Below are 25623 nucleotides of genomic sequence, written 5' to 3' on the forward strand. Positions count from 1 at the left end.
GGTTTCTGAACTTCAACAGGCTCATTCTATTTTTGAAATTACTATTAATTTTTTTGAAGTACGGGCGATAGCGATATTGTTACTTAAGCCGCCGCCTGATTTTAAAAACAAAGCGTATACTTGTTAGTAATGAGGCTATTATCATCATTCATGAAAGCGGTAATTATTGGTGGGCTCCCGCTTTTGGCGGCCCGGCCGGCAGCTGCCCAAACCGCTGTCTTTAAACGGGTGATAATTGACAGTACCGTTCAATTTAATTCACATAAACCAAAAGTAATTGGCAAGTTTTCCGGCGATCCTTATAATGACCTGGGAAGTTTGGATAACAACGGGTTTAAATTATACCGCTATTCTGAAGGATGGAAGCCCTACGTAATTTTTAAACCGGGAAATGCTCAGGGGTTTGAGGACGCACAGGTAGCTGACATAAACAACGATGGTTGGAATGATATTATAATAGGCGGCTGGAGCAACAAAACCATCTGGGCAGAAAACCCGATGGCACAGGGAGCAAACCCCTATAGAACCCCGTGGATATTACATGTTATTGATGCCTCGCGTTTCTCGCACGAGGTTTGCGTTGCCGATCTTAACAACGACGGCATGCCTGACGTGATAACCACCAGCGGCGTTTATATACAAAATGGCCCGAAATGGACATTTGTTGACATCGGCCGGAGCGGGCAGGGGACGTATGCCGTCAATGTATTGAACCACAAAGACGGGTATACCGATGTGATAGCACTTTACAAATCCGGCGATAAAAATCAAATTGCCTGGTTTGAAAATCCGGGGCATAGTGGGGGTAACCCCCTTGCCGGTAAATGGCTGCCGCATATCATCGACGCAAACCCCGGCGGCGACCTGTGTAATTTTGAAATGGCCACCATGGCGTTTACTGCCGGGGATATTAATGGCGATGGGCGTGTAGACCTGGTTTGCGCCAGCCAGGGTGAAGGCCCGGGCAATGGCGACGATAACCGGCAAATAGGGGACGGATTGGTTTGGTATGAGGCGCCAAAAGATCCGCGCAGCGGCAAATGGATCAAACATGTTGTGGACGCCAAAGTGGGTTGGGTACATGCCTCGTCCATTAAACTGGCTGATTTTAACGGCGATGGTTACCTTGATATTAGCTACGCGCAGCAGGATCAAAGTAAAGACCGGAAAGATGGCAGTAACACCAAACAACACCTGGGTATTTTTTATAACGGAAACGGCAAAGGCACATCCTGGCGCAGACAACTATTAAGCCAATACCCTGATTATGGCGCCGGCGGCTTTAATTCAAAAGTCGGCACCATTGGTAACGACAAGCTCCCCGGTATTTTTACCTCATTACACGGCTATTTTCATGATGCCAATCCGCTGATCCTGTGGCGGCAAAAATAATTTTAGCGCGTGGTTTCTTTCAATTTTACCGGTCCAATTAATCCTGATGGATAAAGCGGTGTATCTTTATTAAACTTATGCATATTGGTTAAAGTAAAACGCTTATCCGCAGGTAAAGCCTCATCACCTATTAAACGGTTGGGCCATAGGTTTACTACGGTAATCTCCAGTTTGTTTTCGCCGGCACGGGCGGCGCGGGTAATATCTATTTGTGCAGGCTTGGTCCAAACCACCCCCAGATCAATGCCATTAACTTTAACCGATGCTTCCTCATGAACTTCGCCCAGATCAAGCAACAGCTTTTTGCCGGCCGGATTTTTATTTATGGTAAATGTCTTGCGATAGATGGCTGTGCCCGAATAATGTTTAATATTATAATCTGCAAATTTGGTCCAATCCATAAGCGAATCGATCGTTATTTTAGCTGGGCCGCCCCATTTAGGGTCAAACTGCAATTGCCAGCTACCGGTTAGCGTTGCTTTGGTGCTGATGATTGGATAATTGGATTTTGCCCTGCCGTTAACTGCGAGACCTATCGGCTTACGAAAAACAATAAACACAGACTCCCGCGGTTCAAATTGAAGCGGAATAATGGTGCGGCCACTTATTTGTGTAAAAGCAGCAACGGGGCGGGTTGCGCCGGTTACGGGGTCCCATATTTCAGGTTGTTTGCCGCTCACCCTGAATGTGCAGTTCAGCTTCTCTTTCGCATCCCAGCGGCTAGCTATAAAATAAATATCATCCCCGCCAGCCCGGCGGTGTATCCAGTCAATGGTGCCATTACTGCTTAAGCCACTATATTCAAAATCAGGGGCAACATTTAAGTCGCGCAGTACGTCGGCGGGCGTTTTACCTGATATTACATGCGCCGCCTGGCTTGCCGTTGGTGGCCAAAGTTTTGCCAGCAATATATCCGCCCGTGCTTTTTCAATGGTATTGCCGGTTAGCCCTGCAATACCTGCCGGCCGCCAGCCAACAACAATGGCCCCTGCATTAACCAGCGCAGCAAGCTTTTCAAGCGCCGGCAACGCAATTTGTGTCTGATCTGCCACGATCAGGATCCTGTAGCTCATGCCGTCCGGCAATACAATACGGCCATTTTTTGTGCTTACGCGATTTAACAGCACATCTAAATTACAATTATCGTGGTCATAGCCCTGTGCCGGCAAGCCCGGGTCTGATTTCATTTGTTCATTATGGCCTATACCGTCGCCCCTAAAATAAAGCGCATCGGCCACAAATAAACCCTGTTGCAGCATGTAGGAGCAGCGGGCCATATAATTGTTAAATGCAGGGGTTTGCTCCCACCAGGTAACATTGCGGCTATAATGTGTCCCCGCAAAGTAAACAAAGTTGGGCCTGGCGGTAACACTTAACGACTGGCTGAAATTATGAAACACGTTGAGATTCATACCATCACAAAAGGCCTGATCGGCGACGTTTTTCATATCAAAAAAGCTCTCTTCCCAATGTGGCCCAACGGAGGTAAATCCTTCGCAGGCAGTTATTAATTTGCCGTTAACATGATTGGCCGTGGCCGTGTTGCGCAGTAAAAACCGGCGCTCGGGCGAAGGCCTGTGCACAGACGGCACCCAAAACTCGCCCATGGCCACATCAACACCTTTCGAATTTAGTATAGGGTCTAATTGCGCAGAATTTGGCCCCGCCGCTTCCGAATAAAGCAACAGGCCATTCTTATTGGCCAACTCCCGTAAATGGGCATAATGGTTGGTGGCTATAAGGTCGGCAATGGTGCGGTAATAATCGCGCCTTACGCCGTCCGCTTCTGTTGTATCGCCAATGTTTATCCCTGCTATGGCAGGCAGCCAGGGTATCAAATCATAGCCATGTTGTTGTTTAAACCTAGCGGCAAAAAGCCTGGTCCACGTTGTTTCGCCACCCTCCCAGCTATCATCTTCAACACCGGTTAAACCCTTTTTTTCGTCGGGGGTCATTTCTTTAAGCACCTTACCTATGGTTATGTTCCAGGTTGTGTCAAGCGCTTCGCTGCTCATGCCGTCTGTAAAAATGCCCCAAACATCATGTTTCCCCGTTGGCCGATACACAAATCTTAAGATCTTCCATTTCCCGGCAGGCGCAGTCCAATGCAACCGGCCTTCATTATCGATTTTATCTGAAAGATTAATTACCTGAGAAACATGGGCCGGTGCGCCGTCCGGAACTGCCAGCACAGCTATTTCGTGCCCGGCAAAAGCAGACTTCGCCTTTTGCGACATCCGCGATAGTTTATTTTTGTAATCGCGGTTAGCGGCTAAAGGTGTTAAATGGGTTGCCGGTACCGTTTGCGATGCATCAGGCAGTTGCTCATTAACCGTTAACGGGCCCTGCACATCCTTTTCGGACCAAATCAGCTCCTGCTGCCCGTATTCGGCAGCTATTGGCCCCGAGGTGCCGGCCAGTCCCACGCTCAAAACAAATTTAATGCCCAGCCGCCCCGCTTCTTTTGACGCATATCTAAACAGCTCGCGGGTGCGTTTATCCCAAGGCTTTAAGGGCGCGCCCGGTAAGGTTGTCATGTAGGCTCCTTTAAAATCCTCCGTTGGCTTAACTATATATTGCTTTCCCTGCAAAACCATAGTTGCGGTAGTCGAGCTCAGTTCTGAGCCGGTGCCGCTTTCATATAAAATAGTGCCTTCAATGCCTTTTTTGTGCATCTCTTCCAAATCCGCGGTAATTGCAGCTTCATCAGCATTAACGTTCAGCCACATCCAGAACACCCAGGGGCGGGCACCGGCGGGCGGGGTTACAAAATGGTTTTGCATATTCACGTCAGGTATAGCTGAGGTGGTGTTGAAGGCCCGGCGTGTTTGGGCAAAAACTGGGGCTGCAAATAAAAATGCAATTACGGTTATCAGTGCTTTTGGTGATTTCATTGGCCTGGTTTATGAAAAAAGGTTGAGCGTGTTTTTTTGTTACCGGCCTTAAAGCCGGTATCGTCTCCAATTATAAAAACAGATTTAACAGCGTCTAAATTCAGTTTTACGCGCGTATAAAAAACCCCGTTAGTTTTTAGGTACCCCACGTTCTTTATAGCCGCTTTTTCACCGGTATTGGGGTCCCATGTAGCAACGTTTTGTTTACCCCGCAGGCTGATGTAAGTATTTACAGGGTTGGCAGTAGAGTTAGCTATATAATAGATATCCCGGCCGCCTTTTATTTTATGCAGACAGGATAATTTGCCCTCGCCGCTATTTGCTGCTGATGTGTTTTCAAAGATGACATCGGGCGTCGGCGCCACTTTGTTTAACGCGCGGGCCAGGCTGAGCGAATCGGCCAGCGGGATAAACAGCGCAACGCCGCCCCTTGCATTTTTATTTGTTGTTGCATTCCCCGGCATTTGCCCGCCGGCATTAAGATTAAAAATTTGCTTAACCGTTGTCTGCACCAGGGCATCCATTCCAAACTCAGCAGATTTTGAGGGTAATAACCGGGTGGCGATTATCTTACCGCCCTGTTGATAAAATGCCTGCAGCTTTTTTAAAGCGCGGTAAGATATAACCTTGCCGGCAGGCAGTATGATAACATTGTAGTTTTGCCTGTTAATTTTATTGTTTAACGTGATCTGGTTATTGCTAACGCGATACTTATCGCCGGCAAATAATTCGGGATGGATGAAAGTGAAATCCCGGTGGATATTATTGGTTAACAAGTCGCTTATCGCCAGGTAGTCTGTTCCCCGGGGTGTAAATTGCCCGTATACATGGCCCTTTGCTTCAAAATGGTAGTAACTCTCTAAAGCAGCTATCGGGTAGATAACGCCGATCTCGGCCACCTGGCTGCCACCGGTTAGCACCATTGCAGTGCGGGCGGCAAAGTCATTAAACTGCTTTAGGGATGGGGCGATCTTGGCGCTGTAGGCTGAAATTAATGGCGGAATGCGCACCGATTGTGGCCTGGAATCATACCACATGCCATGCGGCACCAAAAAATTTATACCCCGCACAAAAACCTCCATGGCAGCCTGGTACATGGTGTTGGGTGTAAATTTATCTTCTAAAAACGCACCAAATATCTCAGCGGCAACAATCGGCCGATCATAAAATGCCGCGGCCGAGCTTACCAGTTTATAGCCCTCACGGCCATGCCCGTGATAGAAAATGGCGTCCATAGTGGGGATATCCTGGTGGCGGTTGAATTTAAAAATATCAAAATTCATATCTACCGGCTGTACTTCATAATTGCCAGGCGGATGGCCCGAGCTTTTTAATCCGTGGCGGTTGTCCCAATCTGTAACTACTTTGGGGAACCCTTCAGCAAGCAACTCGGCCCGAGTGTCAAAAAAAGCAACCCGCGCCGCTTCGGTTTCAGGGCCAATATCCTCCCATAAAGCGGGGTAATATACCGCCGGGTCTTTTCCGTAACGTTGTTTAAACTTTTCGTTGAATGCGGTTGTCCACCCGCGTTCGGCATCATAATAGCCAACATCGTCAAAAAAGGTTTGCCTGATGGTAGTGCCGAAATAAGCGCTAAATCTTTGGTAATACCCTTCATAAGTAAGGCTGATAAATTTCTTTACCGCGTCCGGGTCCATATAGTCAACCAGCGCCTCACCATTGGGCTGGCAGGTAAACGCGCTTACCTTCCACTTTCCTTCGGGAGCCAGCCAGCTAAACTTACCGTTGTTTGCAAATGCAGTTATGTTGGCCCGTTGCCGGTTTGAAAGATCGGTGGCAACAACAGCCATCGGGCTTCCGCCGGGCAGCGTTAGCTTTATTTGCTGATTGCCTGCCACTATGGTATCTGTCTTAACCAATACCTTCCGGATTGCTTCGGGATAAAGTTCTTTTAGCCTGCCGCCGGCTGTACCACTGGGGAAATCAATATCATCATATAAAATAACCTGGCCGCCGCCGGCTTTGGTGGCTTTTAAAATATCCGCGTAGCGCGCAAAATAGTCTTCGCTTAAATACGCCGGGCTCATTCCCGGCGATGGCAAACCTGTTGGGTGTTGCCTGCCGGCCGTTACCGGCAAAACCGTTACTCCGCCAAAGCCTATTTTTATCGCATCGGCAACCTGTTTGTTTAACTCGCCCGTACTCAGTTCTCCATTTAAATGCCAAAACGGGACGGGCCTGAACTGCACCGGCGGATTTTTAAAATCATTGTTCGCGGCTAATACCTGCGCATCCGCCTTAAGGCCTGGCAATAGCAAAAGCAACGGCAATAAAAAGCTTTTTTTTAGGTTAACCATTTGGTTTATTTAACTGGTTTAACAAGGCGTTTCCAAACTTATATCAAAAATCTTTTAAATCATATTCCTAAATCAAGCAAAAAGCATTAATATTGAGCATTAAACCCCAATAACATCCTATTTATTACCCGTTTCCACTAAGCATATTATGCGTAAACAATTTATTTTATCAGGCTTAATAACGGCCGCGATTTTTTTTAACGCCAAAGCACAAAACGCGGTTAAGCCCGACGAAAACCGCTTTACCAAGGTAGTACTGGCACAACGGATTGAAGAACCCATGCAATTCCAGATATTAAAAGATGGTAAGGTTATTTATGCCGAACGCAAGGGCAAGTTAAAACTATATGACCCGGCAACCCAACAGATAACCGTTATACATGAGTTTGCCGTAAGTACCAAATATGTAAGCCAAACCGGCGAAGTAAGCGAGGCAGAGGATGGTCTGCAGGGCGTTATACTCGACCCTGATTTTTACAAGAACCACTGGATCTATGTTTATTACTCGCCGGCCGGTAATGATCCTAAAAACAGTTTGGAGCGTTATACATGGGATGGTAAGGGGCCGTTGGATGTAAGTTCCCGCAAAAAGGTTATGGATGTTGTGGTTCAACGCTTTGAGTGCTGCCACGTAGGCGGGGGTATGGTTTTTGACAAAAACAAAAACCTGTACCTGAGCACCGGCGATAATACCTTCTCGCGTGCGTCTGACGGGTTTTCGCCATTAGATGAGCGCCCGGGTATGTTCACCCAGGATTCACAAAAAGGATCATCCAATACCAATGATCTGCGCGGAAAGATCCTGCGCATACATCCCGAAGCCGATGGCAGCTACACCGTCCCGCAGGGGAACCTGTTCCCAAAAGGCACACCAAAAACACGCCCCGAAATTTATACCATGGGTAACCGCAACCCGTGGAGGTTAACCATTGACAGCAAAACCGGCTGGCTATACTGGGGCGAAGTGGGCCCGGATGGCAGCACCGATGATTTTGAACACCGCGGACCACAATCATACGACGAGTTTAACCAGGCAAAAAAACCGGGTAATTATGGCTGGCCTTATTTTGTGGGCAATAACTTTGCCTATCATCATTATAACTTTGCGACTAAAGAGTCGGGGCCATTATTTGATCCGGCGCATCCGGTCAATACCTCGCCGAATAACACCGGCCTGACTGACCTGCCACCGGCTACTCCGGCATTCATTTATTATTCAAAACAAAAAAGCGAAAGATTTCCGCTGTTAGAGAGCGGGGGCAACAGCGCTGTGGGCGGGCCGATATTTCACGCTGCTGATTTTGCGGGCGCACCGCGCACCTTCCCCTCTTATTATGAAGGCAAATGGTTCATTACCGATTGGGTGCGTGGCTGGATAAACGTGGTAAGCATTGATAATAACGGCAATTATACAGGCATGGAACGTTTCCTGCCCGAACTTAAACTGCGCGGACCAATTGATATGAAGTTTGGCCCTAACGGCGATCTTTATGTATTAGAATATGGCAACGGCTATTTTAAAGACAACCCGGAAGCCGAGTTAATCCGTATTGAATATAATGGGGGTAATCGCAAGCCACAGGTACATGCATCAGTAAATAAAACAGCCGGCGCTGTGCCCCTTAGAGTTAAGCTGTCAGCAGCCGGAACTACTGACGCAGATACCAGCGACAGATTAAGTTTTTTATGGAAGATAACCCGCAATGGCGTTCCGTTTAAAACCCAGGCACAGGCTAACCCATCTGTGACATTTACTTTGCCGGGCACATATAGGGCGTTACTAACCGTTACCGATTCAAAAGGAGCCAAAAACAGCCAGTCGGTAGAGGTTAAAGCAGGAAACGAGCCGCCGGTTGTTAAGTTTAACATCACGGCCGGTAATTCAAGTTTCTTCTTCCCGGGCAAAACCATTAATTACAATGTAAGCGTAGTTGATAAGGAGGACGGCAGTTTAGCCAACAGGCGCATTGCACCATCCCACATTTCGGTTAGTGCCGATTACCTGTCTGAAGGTTATAACATGACCGCCATTGCTTCAAAACAAGGCGCGGTTGACGCTAACGCGCAATCTGCCGGTGGCTGGGCCGTCATCGCTAAAAACGATTGCCGCGCCTGCCACTCGGTTACCGAGAAGGTATTGGGGCCATCATTTACACAGGTAGCTTTAAAATATAAGGATGATGCGGGGGCACCAGATCGTTTGGCTAAAAAGATCCTGGCTGGCGGCTCAGGCAACTGGGGCGATGCGATGATGCCGGCACACCCGGGGCTTTCTGATGGTGATGTTAAATCTATCGTGAAATACGTACTGGGTTTGGCTTACGCGCCGCCAAAAGCAAAACCGTTGCCGGTTAGCGGCACTTTTACTACAACGGTTCCTGAAGGAAAAAACCCAGAGGGCAGCTTTATTCTGCGTGCTGCTTATACCGACCGGGGCGCAAAAGGCATTGCGGCACAAACTGGCGAACAAACGGTGGTTTTAAACGCGCCGACTTTGCCGGTATCAAAAGCCACTGAATCGCACAATATTTATTTTGGAGATGATGGCAACCGGGCACAGATCAAAAATGCCGGATGGTTGAGATTTAACAGGATTGATTTAAACGGCATTAAGCAAATATCGCTTATTACCACAGGGGCTGCCGGTAACGGCACCGTTGAAATTCACGCTAATTTTCCGCAAGGGAAATTAATAGCAAGTGGTAGTTACGGTAACAGCCTAACTATACCTGAGGGGCAGGGCGTCGCAGACCTGTATTTTCTGTTTAACGGATCGCCGGTTGCTGTGCGTGCCATTAAATTTAGCGACGGTAATTAATAAATAATCATACTAACAAAATATAGCAATGACTAAACGCAGAGATTTTTTAAAAAGCATGGGTGCATTGGCCGCGGGGTCGGTGCTGTTGTCCTCTTATAAATTGGCCCCTAAAAAAGTTACCAATGCCGGGATCCAATTATATACATTCCGTGGCGAGATGACCGCCGACCCTAAAGGTACGCTAAAAATAATTGCCGACCTGGGTATTAAACAGGTTGAGTCTGCAGCTAGCAATAAAGGTTTATATTATGGTTTAACACCCAAAGAAATGCAGCAAACCTGCAAGGACCTGGGTATGACCTTGCGGAGCGGGCATTGTGGAATAGATGCCAACTGGCAAAAAACGGTTGACCAGGCGGCCGAATCAGGACAGGAATATTTAGTTTGTTCGTCATTACCGTTTTGGGGTGATACCGTGGCTAACTATCAAAAAGTAGCCGAGCGTTTTAACAGGGCGGGTGAAGAGTGTAAAAAAGCGGGCTTAAAGTTTGGTTACCACAACCACGATTTTGAGTTTAAGCAAGAAAACGGACAGGTGCTTTATGATATCCTGCTTAAAAACACCGACCCGGCTTTGGTAAACATGGAGATGGATCTGGGTTGGGTAGTTGCGTCAGGTAATGATCCGTTTGCTTACTTTAAAAATTATCCGGGGCGTTTCTCGCTTTGGCACTTAAAAGATATGAAAGGCAAAAGCAGCGTTGAATTTGGCAATGGCGGCTTAGATATTGTGGGATTGCTAAAACATGGAAAAGATGCCGGCATGAAGTATTTCTTTATCGAGCAGGAAGATTATCCTGCAGGATCGCCTTTGGCCAGTATGAAGTTAAATATGGATTACCTTAAAAAGGTAAATTATTAATTACATCGCCACACTATGCCCGGGGCGTGGGTCCTCGGGCAATATTTCCATATTCGGGAATTCAATATAATCAGCATACCATTGTATAGCGCCCACTACATCCAGCGCATCTTCTGCAGATATATCAATAGTTTCAAATGCATATAGTTTACGGTTTGCATAACCAAAAAGCTGTATCTCATTTGTATTGGGCTCAAATCTGTCATTATCCAAACAATATACCCTTATCTTCAAGCTGGTGTCTCTTGAATGTATGACGTCTCTGCACGGGTTAGTTGGATCGGTTGCTAATAGATATACATTGTACTCCATGCTTTTTAAACAACACATATCGCGGATAGTTTCAGGTTTTATTTTTTGGTTATAAATAAATTTTATTTATGTTCCTGTGATTCTGTATAATACCTGTCCTAAAAATACAACAACCTCCTGCAACTTAACAACCGGAACAAGTTGTGTAAAAATACACCCCAAATGGGGAACAATTTCTTCATAACAAGTTCCCCAATTCTTTTTTAGAGTGCAAATGCCAATTGTAACACATGTGTTACAATTGGCATTTTATTTGCCTTGGTAATCTATACAATCCTCCCAAAAGGATTTTTTCATAGGTAGATGTAGGGTCGAAATACTGCGAGAGTTTTCGGCCCTTTTTCAACCGGATAACGCTGCTTAAAACAAAGTGCCCCTATTCATAATAACATATACTATAACAGGCCGTACGATAGTTGCGGCCTTGTTGTTTTAGGCAGGGCTGCATTAAACCGCGTGCACCACCAGCGGCTCGATAATTTGTTTTTTGCGCCGGGCCTTTAATTTTTCGCGGTGCAGGTAGCGCCAGTGTAAAAGGCCGATCAACAGCGCAGCAACGCCTTCGCCCATTAAGGTATCCGTTGTTCCTACCCATTTGGATATAGCACCAACCAGCAAACCGCCCAATGGCTGCATGCCGAAAAACGCCATGGCATAAAAACTGATAACCCGGCCCCGCATATTAGGGTCTACGGTGGTTTGTATTAACGTATTACTTACCGTTATTTGCGACATCATCCCAAATCCGGCGATGGTAACAAACAATAAGGCCAGCGGGTAGTTCTGTTCGTGCGAGAAAAGTACCAGTCCCGCGCCAAACACTAATGTATTTATAAATAATATCTTTTTAAGGTTAGCACCGGGCTTTAACGAAGCCAGAAATATCGCCCCCGAAAACGCGCCCAGGCCAATAAAGCTGTCAATAACACCAAAAGTGGTTGCGGTGCCTTTAAAAACATCCCGCGCATAGTACGGTATCAGCGTACTAAACGGCAGCACCATCAGGCTGATCAATGCCAGCATAACCAATACAAACATAATTGACGGGGTGCGCCTGATGTATGAAAACCCTTCGCGCAACTCGCCAAGACCATTCTTGGGGTGGGGCTTGCTTTCATATTTGGGCAGGCGCATCATCAGCAGTGATCCGATAACGGCAATAAAGCTTAAGGCATTGCCGACAAAGCATGCGCCGTCGCCCAAACCCTCCAGTATTATACCGGCAATGGCAGGGCCAATCAGCCTGGATAAATTTACCATGGACGAGTTAAGCGCCAATGCATTTGGCAGATCATTTTTATCCTCAACCATTTCATAAACCAGTGATTGCCGCGCCGGCACGTCAAACGCGTTAATAACCCCCAGCAGTACGCTTAATGCCAATATTTCCCAAACTTCATAATGATTTAACAGGATCAATACCGCCAATAAAAAGGCCTGTATCATGGAGGCAACCTGCGTAACCAATAAAACACGGTAGCGGTTATACCTGTCGGACACCACGCCACCTATCAGCGAAAATAAAAATGACGGAAACTGGCTGGCGAATAAAGTTAGGCCCAGCATAAATGTAGAATGGGTAAGCGTATAAATAACCCAGCTTACCGCGGTTTTTTGCATCCATGTACCAATTAATGAAACCGACTGCCCTGTAAAATATAACCGGTAGTTCCGGCTTTTAAATGCTCTGAATGTGCTAATGTTCATGTATTTCTCTTCTTCCTTCCTGCTATTGGCCTTTATTCAAATTCAACGATTTTGGTAAGAATGGCTATGGCCTGTTTTAATAATTCCTGTTCTTTTGGGGTACACGTACCGGCTATCGCTTTAGCCAGCCACCGGTCGCGCTCATTACGCATTTGTAATAATGTTTTTTCGCCTGCGGCCGAGAGGCTGATGTTTACTTTTCTTTTATCCGTTTCGGATGCTGTGCGAATAATATAGCCCAGCTCGAGCAAATGCCGCAAGATTTCGGACATAGACTGATTGGTTATTTTTTCCATTGCGGCAAGCTCGCTGGGTAGCATGACCTGATATTGATTTAGCAATGAAAGCGTAGATCGTTCGGTCATTGACAGCTGTTGTGCAGTTGATGACTCTTTACGTAATTTTTTGATCAGGCGCCCGACCACGGTGCGCAGGTCTGAAACAAATTCAAGATTGTTATCCATTATAGTAAGACAAACTAATAAGTTTACCTTACAAATATAAAGCGGTTTTATGATATGATTATCATGGGTGAGTAAATTTGGTCAGGAAAGGAGTTCAAGTATACCACCGGGGCAATTCGAAGAGATCGTTTAGGATTACCGGCGCGCTTTCAAGCGATCAGTCCGGTTTATCGTTGTTTGGTAGCCTTTTAGGGAGCGGGGTTGTACAGCAGATTGCAAAAACTGAGGGTGTTTTGTGTTCAATCGTTTGTATTATACAAGTAAAAACGCCCGGTTAATTTGCTCTTTATTGCCTTTTTATTTTTACTTATATTAGTTTCACATAATAATATTTTACCAGATATAATTTTCGCCGCTTTTTGCAGTTTAAACATTTAATAGCGGTATTTTAGAGCCAATATGCAATCAACTGATAACTACACTGTTCTGATCGAAAAGATCAATACTTTCATCCGGAAGTATTACCTGAACAACCTGTTAAGGGGGTTGATATTTTTGGGCGCAGGCTTATTTTCGGCTTACGCGGTTATTACATTAAGCGAGTATTTCGGCAATTTTAATTCCTTTTTCCGCGGTGTACTTTTCTACGGGTTTATTCTGCTTAACCTGGGGCTGATCGGCTGGCTGGTTATTCCGCCGTTAATGCATTGGCTTAAACTGGGTACCACCCTAACCCATGACGAAGCTGCCGACATTATTGGTAAACATTTTAGCGATGTAAATGACAAACTGCTCAACACCCTGCAACTTAAGAAATTAGCCGGCAGAGATGAGCGCCACCGCGAGTTAATAGAAGCCAGCATAGACCAAAAAATTGAGAATTTAAAGCCCGTACGCTTTCCGTCGGCCATCAACATAAAAGACAACTCCAAATATCTAAAGTGGATATTGACCCCGGCGGCTATAATTATTATTATCGGCCTGGCGGCGCCTTCTGTTTTAACAGAGAGCACCAAAAAGATCATCAGGCATAATGAATATTTTGCGCCGGTGGCGCCTTTTCAATTTGTGGTGCTTAACAGCACGCTATCGGCCGTACAGGGAGAAGACTTGAAACTCGACCTCAAGCTTCAGGGCAACCAGCTTCCGGCCGATGTATATGTTGAAACTGCCAATAATACTTTTAAGCTGGATAAAGACAACTTAACTAAATTTCATTACCTGTTCACCAACTTACAGCAAAACACGTCCTTCAGACTGACCGGGAATGGTTTTACTTCAAAGCCTTATGAAATCAAAGTAAATCTACGCCCGTCGTTACTGCACTTTGATATAGAATTGAAATACCCGGCTTATCTGCATAAAAAAAATGAGGCATTGGCTAACGCTGGCGACCTGACCATACCGGCTGGTACAACCGTTAAATGGCTGTTCCATACCCAGAATGCAACCGGCCTGTCCTTCCGGATGAACGGACAATTACATCATCTTGCCCCGGCCGGTAATGACCTATTTGAGCACAGCGAGCAGGTTAACAAGCCCTCTGTTTATAAACTTCAGCCGCAAAATGCGGTAGTGATGCAAAGTGACTCGGCGTTATACCGCATCAATACCATTGCCGACGAACCACCTACAATTAATGTAGCCGAAAAGCCCGATTCGGTTAGCCGGCAGGCCTTTTATTTTAATGGCAGGATACAGGACGATCATGGGTTCTCCTCGTTAACTTTTCATTATAGAATCGGCGCCCCCGGCAACAAAAGCAACGGGCATGATATCGTTAAATCTGTCAAGACAGACCTGGGTCAGTCGTTATCTGATTTCTTTTATTTCTGGAACCTGAAAGAGCTGGGGATAAAACCCGGCGACGAGGTGACATACTTTTTTGAGGTAGCCGATAATGATGCTGTAAATGGCCCCAAAAAAGCCCGCACCACCGAACGAAACCTGCACATGCCCGACGCTAACGAACTGCGTGAAGAATTGAATGCCGGGACAACCGGGGTTAAGCAAAAAATGCAATCAGCTATTAAGCTCGCCGACCAGATAGAACGCGATTCAAAAAAACTTGACCAGACGCTCTTAAATAAAAACAGCTTGTCTTTTGACGAAAAGAAACAGGTTGAAGATCTGCTGCAGAAAAGGCAAGAATTGGACGAGCTGGTGAAACAAATACAGGCCGATAACCAAAAAAACCTGTATAACCGCCGCGAAAACGAGCAGCAAAGCAAAGAATTATTAGAGGAGCAAAAGCAAATTGAGAACCTGCTTAACAATGTGCTCGATCCAAAAACCAGGGAGTTGCTGCAAAAACTACAGCAGTTAATGCAACAGGACCAAAAAGACGGCACCCGTAATGAATTGTCTAAAATGCAGCTGGACAATAAATCCTTAAAAAAAGAACTTGACCGCATGCTGGAGCTTTACAAAAAGCTGGAGTTTGATCAAAAACTGAATCAGAATATTAACCAGTTAAAAAAACTGGCAGAGAAACAACAGCAACTGGCAGAAGACAGCCGAAAAGCCGGCGATGATAAACAGGCCGACAAGCCAAACACGGACAGGCTGCAACAGCAACAGCAGAATTTAAACAAAGAGTTTAACGATATTAAGAAAGCGCTGAAAGACCTGGATAATGCTGAAAATAAGCAAGACTTTAAAGATCCGCAGCAGGAAGAAAAAGATATTGAAAACCAGATGAAGGAAAGCGCTGATCAACTGGCTAAAAACAACAAGCCTAAAGCATCTCAGTCACAACAACAGGCCGCACGGAAAATGCAGCAGATGGCTCAAAAAATGGAGCAGGAACAACAGGAGGAGGACGAAAAACAAACCGAAGTTGACGCCAGGCAATTGCGCGAGTTATTGAAAAGTTTGGTTAACAGCTCATTTAACCAGGAAAAAGTAATGGAATCGTTAAAAACGATCAGCATGGCCGATCCTAATTATGTAACCCTGGCGCAATCACAAAAAAACATAAAGGATAATTTAAAAACTGCCGAGGATAGTTTATTTTCGTTGAGTAAACGTATTCCGCAAATACAATCAACTGTAAATCGCGAAATAGCTGCAATTAACACACAAATTGATAACGCGCTTGAGAGTTTAGGCGACCGGCGGACGGCGGAGGCAAACCGCAGTCAGCAATATGCAATGACATCCATGAATAACTTGGCATTGATGTTGAGTGATGCGCTGTCACAATTGCAAAATAAAATGAGTTCAAAAAGCGGTAAGGGCAAATCCAAACAAATGTCTGTTTCGCAATTAAGACAAATGCAGGAGAAATTATCGCAAAACATGCAGAAGATGCGGGACCAAATGCAAAAGCAGGGCGCTCAAATGGGGCAAAGCCAGCACGGGCAGATGAGCGAACAGCTGGCAAAAATGGCGAGAGAGCAGCAAATGATAAGGCAATCTTTACAGCAAATAAATAAAGAACAAAGCAAAGAAAATGGCGTTGGAGTTAAAGATGCTGATAAAATATCCCAGGAAATGGAACAAACTGAGAAGGATATCGTAAACAGGAATATAACAGACGACGCAATAAACAGGCAGAAAGAAATTCATACCCGTTTATTGGAGGCCGAAAAAGCAGAACAGGAAAGGGAACAGGATAAACAAAGAGAGAGCAATGCGGGAAAGGATATGCCTCCGGGTTATATTAAAGCACTCCAGGACTACCAACAGATAAAAGGAAAGCAGACTGAGCAAATTAAAACCGTCTCCCCGGCTCTTAATTTGTATTATAAGCAAAAAATTAAATCGTATTTTGATCAACTTAATGCAAAATAATATGGACCAAGCACCTATTCAAACCACCGACCTCTATACTTTACAACTACCTTCAAACCGGGAGAGCATATCGTTATTGGAAAACTTGATAGAAGAAATAGCTGATAAATACCAGGTGGCTGATGATATTTTTGCAAATATGATGACATGCCTCAACGAAGTAGTTACCAACGCTATCGTACACGGCAATAAATTAGATCCTGATAAAAAAGTTATCGTAAACGTTGAGGTTGACCCAAAGCGCGCTACCTGGACCATTACCGACGAAGGTGAGGGTTTTGACTATAACAGCCTGCCCGACCCCACAGCCGAAGAAAACCTGGAAAACTTAACCGGTCGGGGTGTTTTCATTGTTAAACACCTGGCAGACCAGTGCGTATTCAGCACCAAAGGCAATGAGGTTGAACTGCTATTTAAGTTATAATGCCGGCTATTCACTTTTTTGAGGAGGATATAAGATACCGGCTTAAGGATAAAATAAAGGTGCGACAATGGATAACCGGCGCCATTGTTGCCGAAGGCTTTAAGTTGCAGGAGCTTACTTATATTTTTTGTTCGGACGCTTACTTACTGCAGATAAACCAGCAATATCTTGATCACGATACGTATACAGACATTATTACCTTCGACAATTCTGAACACGAAGGTGAGATAACCGGCGATATATTCATATCGATCCCCCGCATACAGGAAAACGCCTCCAAATTCAATGTCTCAGAAACCGACGAACTGCACCGGGTTATAATCCATGGCGCATTGCATCTGCTTGGCTATAAAGACAAAACGCCGGCTGATAACAAAAATATGACACAAAAAGAGGACTACTATTTAGCTAAAAGAAGTTTTATTAGTTAATTTTACTTCAATGCAATAGTAAGCTGTAACCAATTTTTTAAAACATGAAAATATTAGCAATTTTTTTCGCACTGCTGTTTGTAAGTGCGCCGGGTTCAGTTTATGATTTTAAACTGAAAACCATTGAAGGCAAAGACTTTTCTTTAGCTAAGTACAAAGGCAAAAAGATTTTAATAGTTAACACGGCTTCAAAATGCGGGTTCACGCCGCAGTACAAAGAGCTTGAGCAACTTGCAGAAACTTATAAAGATAAGTTGGTTATTGTGGGTTTCCCTGCAAATAATTTTGGCGGACAAGAGCCTGGCAGCGATGCCGAAATTAAGACTTTTTGCTCAGACCTTTACAAGGTTACGTTCCCGATGAGCACCAAGGTAAGTGTTAAAGGCGATGATATTGCCCCGCTGTTTAAGTACCTGACCTCTGCCGAAAATCCTGATTTTACCGGCGAGATAAAATGGAACTTTGAAAAGTTTTTACTGGACGAAAATGGTAAACTAATCCACCGTTTCCGTTCAAAAGTAACCCCAATGGATCCGGCCATTACAAGCAATTTGTAAACCGGCCAAAAGCTTAAAAAGCCATCCGTTACTTAACGGATGGCTTTTTTGTTTGAGCCTATGCTGTAGCCTTCCTATCCCGCCCAGCCTTCCCTGTCCAGGCTTCTAAATTGTATCGCCTCGGCCAGGTGTTCTATTTTGATGTCTTCACTTCCGGCCAGGTCGGCAATAGTGCGTGATACCTTGAGTATACGGTCATAAGCCCTGGCCGATAGTCCCAGCTTCTCCATCGCTTTTTTAAGCAGGGTTTGTCCCGCTTCGCTGATCTTACATACATCACGAACCATTTGCGGGCTCATCTGTGCATTGGCATGCAGATCCGGCCTGGCGCCAAAACGATCTAGCTGTACTGTTCTTGCTTTTATTACGCGCTCGCGGATGTCTTCACTTTTTTCTGCCAGGCGGTCTGAAGCCAGTTCGCTGAAATTAACAGGAGTTACTTCAACATGCAGATCAATACGATCCAACAAGGGGCCGGATATTTTACTTAAATATTTTTGCACCATTCCGGGCGGGCAGATACATTCTTTTTCGGGATGGTTGTAATAACCGCAGGGGCAGGGGTTCATGCTTGCCACCAGCATAAAGCTGCTGGGATAATCAACCGTAAACTTAGCGCGCGAGATAGTGACACGGCGCTCCTCTAACGGCTGGCGCATAACCTCTAACGCGCTACGTTTAAACTCCGGCAATTCATCTAAAAATAAAACACCATTATGAGCCAGTGAGATCTCGCCGGGTTGCGGATTGCCCCCGCCGCCTACAAGGGCGACATCTGATATCGTATGGTGCGGTGATCGGAACGGCCGGATAGTAACCAACGCATCGGCGGCAGAAAGCTTGCCGGCCACCGAGTGTATCTTGGTCGTTTCTAATGATTCGTATAAACTTAACGGCGGCAATATAGATGGCAGCCTGCGCGCCAGCATTGTTTTGCCGGCTCCGGGCGGGCCTATCAATATTACATTATGGCCGCCTGCCGCCGCTATTTCCAGGGCCCGTTTAATATTTTCCTGTCCTTTTACTTCGCTAAAATCGCTGTCATAGTTGCACAGGCTGTTATAGAACTCTTCGCGCGTGTTAACTTCCTCCCGCAACAGGTCAATGTCACCGTTAAAGAAGCTTGCCACCTCTTTAATGCTTTCTGCGCCGTATACTTCCAGGTCATTCACGATAGCCGCTTCGCGGGCATTTTGTTTGGGCAGGATAAATCCTTTAAACCCGTCCTTGCGCGCCTGTATGGCTATTGGCAAGGCCCCTTTTATGGGTTGCAAGCCGCCATCAAGCGAAAGCTCGCCCATGATTAAATATTTATCCAGGTTCTCTGCTTCAATTTGTCCGGATGCGGCAAGCACAGCCGTAGCTATGGTGAGATCGTAAGATGAGCCTTCTTTTTTAATATCGGCAGGGGCCATATTTACCACTACCTGCTGGCGCGGCATCCGGAAGCCGCAGTTTTTTAAGGCCGATTCTATCCGGAAATAACTCTCTTTAACCGCAATATCCGGCAGGCCGACGATAAAATACTTAGTGCCGGCTGCAATATTAACCTCAACGGTAATGGTAATAGCCTCGATGCCATAAACGGCGCTGCCAAAGGTTTTAACTAACACTTATGATAAAGTTTTATGATAGCGTAAGATATAGAATTTATTTTGAGCCTAAAAATCAAAGGCGGCAAGTAAATTCATATTAATCGAAATCTTATTAACCAGGAAACAAAATGTAACAAACCCGCTAACAATATAACGCCAACAGCAATCAATCACTCATTCCTTTTTAGTCAGCGGTTACGGTAAAGCTGGCCATCAGGTTTACATTTGGATCAACCTCAATAACTGGCAGCTTTTTATCTGCGGCAATATGCACCACGGTCAATTTTTCGGTAATGTTGATTGTGTTGACCTGGCCGTCAATAGCAACCTCTAGCGGGAAAGTATACAGGTTATTTTGCTGTTGATCAACTGTTAGGTCGATTATGTGGGTTTTGTTATCGTAACTCCACTTTATAGCCAGATCGGGATGACCGGCTGTATTTAGCCACTGCTTAAAAAACAGATCAAGGTTTTGTCCGCTTATTTGCGACATAACGTCTTTAAAGTCGGTCGTGTTGGCATTGCTGCCGCCGTATTTTAAATAATAAGTATTAATCCCTTTCCAAAAAGCGCCGTCACCTAATTTACGGCGCAGCATATGCAGCACCCAGCTCCCTTTTTCATAGCTATTGGCATTTAGCAGTGGCATGTAGTCTGTTTTTATGGTAGTATCAACAACCGGGGTAAACCTGTATTTTTCAAACTTCAGGACCTTTGCGCGTTGTGTAGCTAAGCACTTTTTCAGCGTATCTTCACCATATTTGTTTTCAAGATAATAATTGGTCAGGTAAGTGGCAAACCCCTCGCTCAGCCATAAATGATGAAAATCCTTTTCGCTTACCGCATCGCCAAACCATTGGTGGGCAATTTCATGTGCCATTAACTCTTCAATCCCTTTATCGTCAACCGAGTTTTCAAAATAGAATATCGCGCTGGCATTTTCCATGCCGCCAAATATGGTTTTTGATTGCACATTAGCCAGCTTTTTATAGGCATAGGGGCCTATTTTAGCAATGAAAAATGGCAGTATTTCGCCGGCAACGGCATAACTCCTAAACCCGGCCTGCGCGTTTTCTGGAAACACGTAGGTATAAACCGGTATATCATTAACATCTTTGGGATGGTCCACCGCGAAATCGGCAACACCAATTACCATAACTTTTGTGGGTAGCTGTGCCGTTTCTACCCAACGGGTTACTTTAAGATGGCCGGGAAGGAACGCTTCGCTGGTTTTTAACCCGTTAGCCACCACCTGGTAATGATCGGGTGCGGTAACCTTAAAGTCGAGGGAAGCCTTATCAGCGGGATTATCAACGCAGGGTATCCAGTTATGTGCCCGGTTCGGCCAGTTATCGCCAAAAAAAGTTCGGTGACCAAATTTATTAGTTGATATGATCAATCCATCCGCCGGGATGCCCCCATAAATTATCGTATAGGTTTTTGTTGCATGTTGAACGGCTCTTGTTAAAATATTAACCGCATCGCTATCCTGATGGAAGCGAACCTGTTTGCCGTTCTCTAAAACCCGGGTTACCACCATGCCCAGGCCTTTGGCGTTCTTCTTTACCAGATTTATTTTAATTGAGCCGGGAGTTTTTAAAAACTTAACTGTTATATCTGCTCTGCCTCTAATATCATTTGTTACGTCGTTAAGCCGGATGTTAAATCCATAATGCAGGACGTCTATGGCTGCATCAGGAGCCTGCGCCCTGGCCGACAGTGTAGCCAATGCATATCCTATAACAAAATATATTTTAAGCTTATTCATAGCGTTACTATCTTACGTAATAATAAGCTATTTTGTTTACAAATAAAAAAAGCGGCCGGGCCGCTTTAAATATTATAATTTCCGGGTTATTACCTCGGCATTCGTTTCATCATATTAGCCATGGCGGCAGGGTTGCTCATTTGCTTCATTACCTTGCGCATATCCTCAAACTGCTTTATCAGGCGGTTTACTTCGGCCAGATCAGTGCCTGATCCTTTGGCTATCCGGTTACGGCGGCTTTGGTTAATGGTGTCCGGGTTTTCTTTTTCGCCGGGCGTCATGGATTGTATTATGGCCTCAATATTTTTAAAGGCGTCATCCTGGATCTCCACATCCTTCATCATCTTACCTACGCCCGGTATCATCCCCATCAGATCCTTCATGTTGCCCATTTTTTTAATCTGCTGGATCTGGCTGTAAAAATCGTTAAAGTCGAATTTATTTTTGCGGATCTTCTTTTGCAGTTCGGCGGCTTCCTTCTCGTCAAACTGCATTTGCGCACGTTCAACTAACGATACAACGTCGCCCATTCCCAAAATACGTGATGCCATCCTGTCCGGGTGGAAAACGTCAATGGCTTCCATTTTCTCGCCGGTACCAATAAACTTAATCGGTTTATTTACGACTGACTTTATGGAAAGCGCAGCGCCACCCCGGGTATCGCCATCCAGTTTGGTTAAAACAACGCCAGTAAAATCCAGGCGCTCATTAAATACTTTGGCCGTATTCACCGCATCCTGGCCAGTCATGGAGTCAACTACAAACAGGATCTCCTGCGGATTAACCGCGGCTTTTACCTGCTCAATCTCCACCATCATGGCTTCATCAATAGCCAGGCGGCCGGCGGTATCAATAATAATTACGTTATGCCCGTTCTGTTTGGCAAAGGCAATCCCTTCTTTTGCTATCGCGATAGGATCTTTTGATTCGCGGTTAACATAAACCGGCACACCTATCTGTTCGCCCAAAACCATCAGCTGGTCAATGGCTGCAGGGCGATAGATATCGTCAGCAACCAATAACGGCTTCTTGTTTTTTTGTGTTTTTAAAAAGTTAGCCAGCTTACCAGTAAAGGTGGTTTTACCGGCACCGTTAAGCCCCGCTATTAATATAATGGTTGGCGACGCCGTTAGATTTAACTCGGCTGTAGTGCCGCCCATTAGCTCAGCCAGCTCATCATTCATGAGTTTGGTAAGCAACTGACCCGGCGAAACCGCGGTTAGCACGTTTGCACCTATGGCTTTCTGCCTTACATCGTCTGTAAAGGCTTTGGCTGTTTTATAGTTAACGTCGGCATCCAGAAGGGCTTTTCTAATTTCCTTCATGGTTTCGGCCACGTTTATTTCTGTAATGGTTCCCTGTCCCTTCAGGACCTTAAATGCCCTGTCGAGTTTATCCGAAAGATTTTCAAACATGCTTTCTGTATACTTTAATTAATCTTTTTTGAGGTTACAAAGGTATGATTTTGCAGCAATTAAGCATTCATTGCCATCGCAGATTATCACAATATTAAAAAGAAAATTGAGGGCTGTTATTATCCTGAATTAATAAGGGAACCGGTATAATATACCCAAGGCCATGCTTTCTGTACCCTGTGGTTTAGGATTTGCCGTTTTATCGTAGGTAAATGTCCCGTTTATCGTAACGCTTATCAGCCGGTTTACCCTGGCAGCCAATACGGCGTCAACCCGGTGGGTTATAAATGTTATTCGTTTTTCGTAAGGGATGAATAACGCATAACGCGCATTCAGGTGCATATTTCTAGCAATATCTTTATCAAACACCGCAACGACCTGGAAGGCAAGGTCATTATGGAACTTTTTACCAATAGGCACGCCGTAGTTACCTCCCTGATTATGGTAAAGTGTTGTGTCTACAACAAACGTCTGCCGCGCTGTACCGGTACCTATACGCAGATCAAAGTATGGCTTCGGCTTAAACTCAAAACCAACTGATTCAGTTAAATAACCCGGGGCCATAAAGTTTGATATCAGGCGCGATGGCCCATTGTCATCATAAATGTATCCTTTATCAAACTGAGATTCGAAGGTTAAGGACCCAAAGAAAAACCAGCTTTTTGACAGCTGCGTAGCTATTTTATTGTCTAAAAACAGCCTGTCATTTGATTTACGCGAGCCCTGGCCCTTGTTTTTTGATTTACCATAGATGAAATTCAGCTCGCCCACGTAATCAAGGGCGCCTTTTCGGTATTCTGTTCTGTAGTCAAAATTTGCTCCCAGCGCTATGGCATTTGTACCGCCTGAACTATAATGATTACTAAATGCAGCCTGATTAAAATTTATCCCCAGTGATATCCATTTACGCCAGTAGCTTACTCTATAATCAAGCATAGAAACGGGTATTATCTCCTGCTTTATCTGGATAGAACGTGTGCGTACCGGCAGTGAGTTTTTACGCGGATCAATATGGTATTTATTAATAACCGCGGTGTCTAGCTTAACGCTGTCTTTTTTTAACGAGTCGGCATTCTGCGCGGCTGCGGGTAAGACGGCCGTCAATAATCCAATAACAACTATATATCCTGGTAGATTTTTTAGCATAGACAGACAAAGAAAAGAATTTTTCTTTGTCCATTTAGATTTATTCTTCATCCGAAGGTTTAATTTCCGGTAATTTTTTTGTTGCACCTTTGTTTTCTTCAAGAGGTAAGACCGTATGAGCCGACGGATTTCGTAAATATCTTTTTAAATTGGTGCGGATAGAGGTAATAAATTCATACTCACTGGCATTTGACAGGAAATAATACCCCGGCCGGTATTTAGCCATAAAGTCAACCAGTGCGGCTCCTTTTAAACCTGTAATCCGCCCTACAAGGGCCTTGTTAAACCGGTAATCTACAACATCCTGCATATAGTCTCCGGCTATTGTTTCGCGCAAATGCGCCGCATTACGGCCGCTGCGGCTCAGCATGTTATAAATTGCATCAATACCAAGCCCAACACCTAATCCGGGGGTGAATGTTAAAAAATCATTGTCTGCCAGCGGGCCATAAGCTTTGCTGTAATCACGTTTTTTGGCCGCCATACGTTTTTCGGGGTCATTGAGCGCGTCAAAAATATTAACCTGCTTTAACTGGATAGAAACGCGTTTCATATAAACGGCCAATGGCACATAATCTTTTACCATAATGGTATCAGCAAGATGCTCTGTTTGCGAAAAAACCAGCTTATCCCCGGTTTTTGCTTCAATAGTAAACACTCCGTTAAGGTTGTTATAAACGTATTGGCCGGTAGTTAAATTTAATACATTAACCCTGGCTAGCCTGTCTTTACTATGTTCATCAAAAATAATACCCGCAACAGAGGTTTCCTGACCGAGCGCTTTGACAAATAAAATACAAAAGAATAAAATTAATACGGATTTCATTAAAAGCTAAAACTAACCGTTTGCTTACGTTGCGCGCAGTATTTAACAATAATTAACAAGCGCTTACTTAGCAATCACCAACGTTTGGCCAATTTTAATACTATTGTCGGCCATATTGTTCAGGGCCTTAAGCTCATCAACGGTCAATCCAAAACGTTTGGAAATGTTGTATAGTGTGTCGCCCGTTTTTATAGTATACAATTTAGTGGCGGGGGTGTTTTGCACCAATGAGTCTTTTATGGCTTTGCCGATATTCTGGTTTATTTGCGCGAGCACCCGGTCTTCGCGCTTTATTTTTTGCAGATCGCCTTCCGGCCGGTCGTATGCATCCAGGTGATATTTCTCAATAACGTTAATTAGCAGCTGCGGGTATTTGGGGTTAGTGGCATAGCCCGCTTGTTTAAGGCCGTTTGCCCAGCCCTGGTAGTCGTTTTTATCCAGCTCAAACAAAGGCGCATAGCGTTTTCTCTTTAAAAATTCAGAATGATCCCGGAATGAATCCTCCGGCTTGTCATAAACCCTGAAACAGTCATTAACCTGATCGTCGTCTTTATAATAGCTTTTGCCTTTCCAATCGCTGGTGCATTTTATGCCGAAGTGGTTATTCGCGATCCTGGCCAGATCGCCATTACCAAACCCCGATTCAAAAAGCCCCTGCGCCAACGTTATACTGGCAGGTATGCCATATAAATTCATCTCCCTCACTGCAATAGCCTTAAAGCGTTCAATATAACTGGCAACTGTAAAAGGCACATAGGCTGCAATGGCTTCGCTGCGCTCTTTCTGAATAATTGTATTATTTCTGCGTGCCTCGTTATTTGAAATAACGGGGACTGATGAAGTATGGGAAACCGCCTTTTTATGAGCGGTGCATGAGGCAAAAAGCATTGCCGCGGTAAATAAAAAGCATAAATTTCGCTTTACTACAAAAGCGCAGGGCCTGGCATAGATCATTC

General features: G+C 45.0%; 18 protein-coding genes. 7 read left to right on the plus strand and 11 right to left on the minus strand.

The features are described from left to right. Positions 1-150 precede the first annotated feature (150 nt). Entirely contained in the window at positions 151-1392 is a 1242-nt protein-coding gene (locus LJ658_RS06225) for a VCBS repeat-containing protein (protein ID WP_230545612.1), read from the plus strand. A 2-nt stretch (positions 1393-1394) separates the two neighbouring features. On the opposite strand, the gene LJ658_RS06230 is transcribed toward LJ658_RS06225, so the two are convergent. Together LJ658_RS06230 and LJ658_RS06235 are read right to left on the minus strand one after the other, a co-directional pair. After that, positions 1395-4286 carry a glycosyl hydrolase gene (locus LJ658_RS06230; protein ID WP_230545613.1) on the minus strand — a complete coding sequence of 964 codons (2892 nt, stop codon included), beginning with the start codon at positions 4284-4286 and terminating at the stop codon, positions 1395-1397. After that, on the minus strand, positions 4283-6604 hold the full coding sequence (locus LJ658_RS06235; protein ID WP_230545614.1) for a glycosyl hydrolase: 2322 nt from the start codon (positions 6602-6604) through the stop codon (positions 4283-4285). Before LJ658_RS06235 ends, LJ658_RS06230 begins: the two co-directional genes overlap by 4 nt. 148 nt (positions 6605-6752) lie before the next feature. Here LJ658_RS06235 and LJ658_RS06240 point away from each other — a divergent pair, with 148 nt between their 5' ends. Further along, positions 6753-9422 (plus strand): PQQ-dependent sugar dehydrogenase, encoded by a 2670-nt coding sequence (locus tag LJ658_RS06240; protein ID WP_230545615.1) that lies wholly within the window; start codon positions 6753-6755, stop codon positions 9420-9422. A gap of 28 nt (positions 9423-9450) precedes the next feature. Beyond that, on the plus strand, positions 9451-10287 hold the full coding sequence (locus LJ658_RS06245; RefSeq protein WP_230545616.1) for a sugar phosphate isomerase/epimerase: 837 nt from the start codon (positions 9451-9453) through the stop codon (positions 10285-10287). Here LJ658_RS06245 and LJ658_RS06250 read toward each other — a convergent pair whose 3' ends face one another. The 3 genes from LJ658_RS06250 to LJ658_RS06260 form a co-directional block, all read right to left on the minus strand. Then, the gene (locus LJ658_RS06250; RefSeq protein ID WP_230545617.1) at positions 10288-10599 is read right to left on the minus strand and encodes a hypothetical protein; all 312 of its coding nucleotides are present in this window, start codon (positions 10597-10599) and stop codon (positions 10288-10290) included. A 447-nt stretch (positions 10600-11046) separates the two neighbouring features. After that, positions 11047-12306 carry an MFS transporter gene (locus tag LJ658_RS06255; protein ID WP_230545618.1) on the minus strand — a complete coding sequence of 420 codons (1260 nt, stop codon included), beginning with the start codon at positions 12304-12306 and terminating at the stop codon, positions 11047-11049. Positions 12307-12338: 32 nt separating this feature from the next. Continuing rightward, the gene (locus tag LJ658_RS06260; RefSeq protein WP_230545619.1) at positions 12339-12770 is read right to left on the minus strand and encodes a MarR family winged helix-turn-helix transcriptional regulator; all 432 of its coding nucleotides are present in this window, start codon (positions 12768-12770) and stop codon (positions 12339-12341) included. Between the two features lie 399 nt (positions 12771-13169). On the opposite strand from LJ658_RS06260, the gene LJ658_RS06265 reads away from it, so the two are divergent. Genes LJ658_RS06265 through LJ658_RS06280 form a run of 4 tightly spaced genes read left to right on the plus strand, consistent with a single transcriptional unit; the run spans position 13170 to position 17917 of the window. Next, positions 13170-16505, plus strand: coding sequence for a DUF4175 family protein (locus LJ658_RS06265; protein WP_230545620.1), 3336 nt, complete (start codon positions 13170-13172; stop codon positions 16503-16505). A gap of 1 nt (position 16506) precedes the next feature. After that, positions 16507-16929, plus strand: coding sequence for an ATP-binding protein (locus LJ658_RS06270; protein ID WP_230545621.1), 423 nt, complete (start codon positions 16507-16509; stop codon positions 16927-16929). Continuing rightward, complete coding sequence (ybeY, locus tag LJ658_RS06275) at positions 16929-17360, plus strand: rRNA maturation RNase YbeY (RefSeq protein WP_230545622.1); 432 nt, start codon at positions 16929-16931, stop codon at positions 17358-17360. Before LJ658_RS06270 ends, ybeY begins: the two co-directional genes overlap by 1 nt. A 44-nt stretch (positions 17361-17404) precedes the next feature. Beyond that, positions 17405-17917 (plus strand): glutathione peroxidase, encoded by a 513-nt coding sequence (locus tag LJ658_RS06280; protein WP_230545623.1) that lies wholly within the window; start codon positions 17405-17407, stop codon positions 17915-17917. 74 nt (positions 17918-17991) lie between these two features. Here the strand turns inward: LJ658_RS06280 and LJ658_RS06285 are convergent, their stop codons facing one another. The 6 genes from LJ658_RS06285 to LJ658_RS06310 form a co-directional block, all read right to left on the minus strand. Further along, entirely contained in the window at positions 17992-19530 is a 1539-nt protein-coding gene (locus tag LJ658_RS06285; protein WP_230545624.1) for a YifB family Mg chelatase-like AAA ATPase, read from the minus strand. A 166-nt stretch (positions 19531-19696) separates the two neighbouring features. After that, a complete protein-coding gene (locus tag LJ658_RS06290; RefSeq protein ID WP_230545625.1) occupies positions 19697-21280 on the minus strand; it encodes a M1 family metallopeptidase in 1584 nt (527 codons plus the stop codon). 89 nt (positions 21281-21369) lie between these two features. Beyond that, positions 21370-22695, minus strand: a complete 1326-nt coding sequence (gene ffh, locus LJ658_RS06295; protein ID WP_230545626.1) for a signal recognition particle protein — start codon at positions 22693-22695, stop codon at positions 21370-21372. A 129-nt stretch (positions 22696-22824) separates the two neighbouring features. After that, the gene (locus tag LJ658_RS06300; RefSeq protein WP_230545627.1) at positions 22825-23892 is read right to left on the minus strand and encodes a DUF3078 domain-containing protein; all 1068 of its coding nucleotides are present in this window, start codon (positions 23890-23892) and stop codon (positions 22825-22827) included. Beyond that, positions 23882-24667: a hypothetical protein gene (locus tag LJ658_RS06305; protein ID WP_230545628.1), complete on the minus strand. Its 786-nt coding sequence runs from the start codon at positions 24665-24667 to the stop codon at positions 23882-23884. Before LJ658_RS06305 ends, LJ658_RS06300 begins: the two co-directional genes overlap by 11 nt. 63 nt (positions 24668-24730) lie before the next feature. Next, positions 24731-25621: a glucosaminidase domain-containing protein gene (locus LJ658_RS06310; RefSeq protein ID WP_230545629.1), complete on the minus strand. Its 891-nt coding sequence runs from the start codon at positions 25619-25621 to the stop codon at positions 24731-24733. Positions 25622-25623: the final 2 nt, after the last annotated feature.

It is taken from the genome of Mucilaginibacter sp. UR6-11, from assembly GCF_020880695.1.
Classification (GTDB): Bacteria; Bacteroidota; Bacteroidia; order Sphingobacteriales; family Sphingobacteriaceae; genus Mucilaginibacter.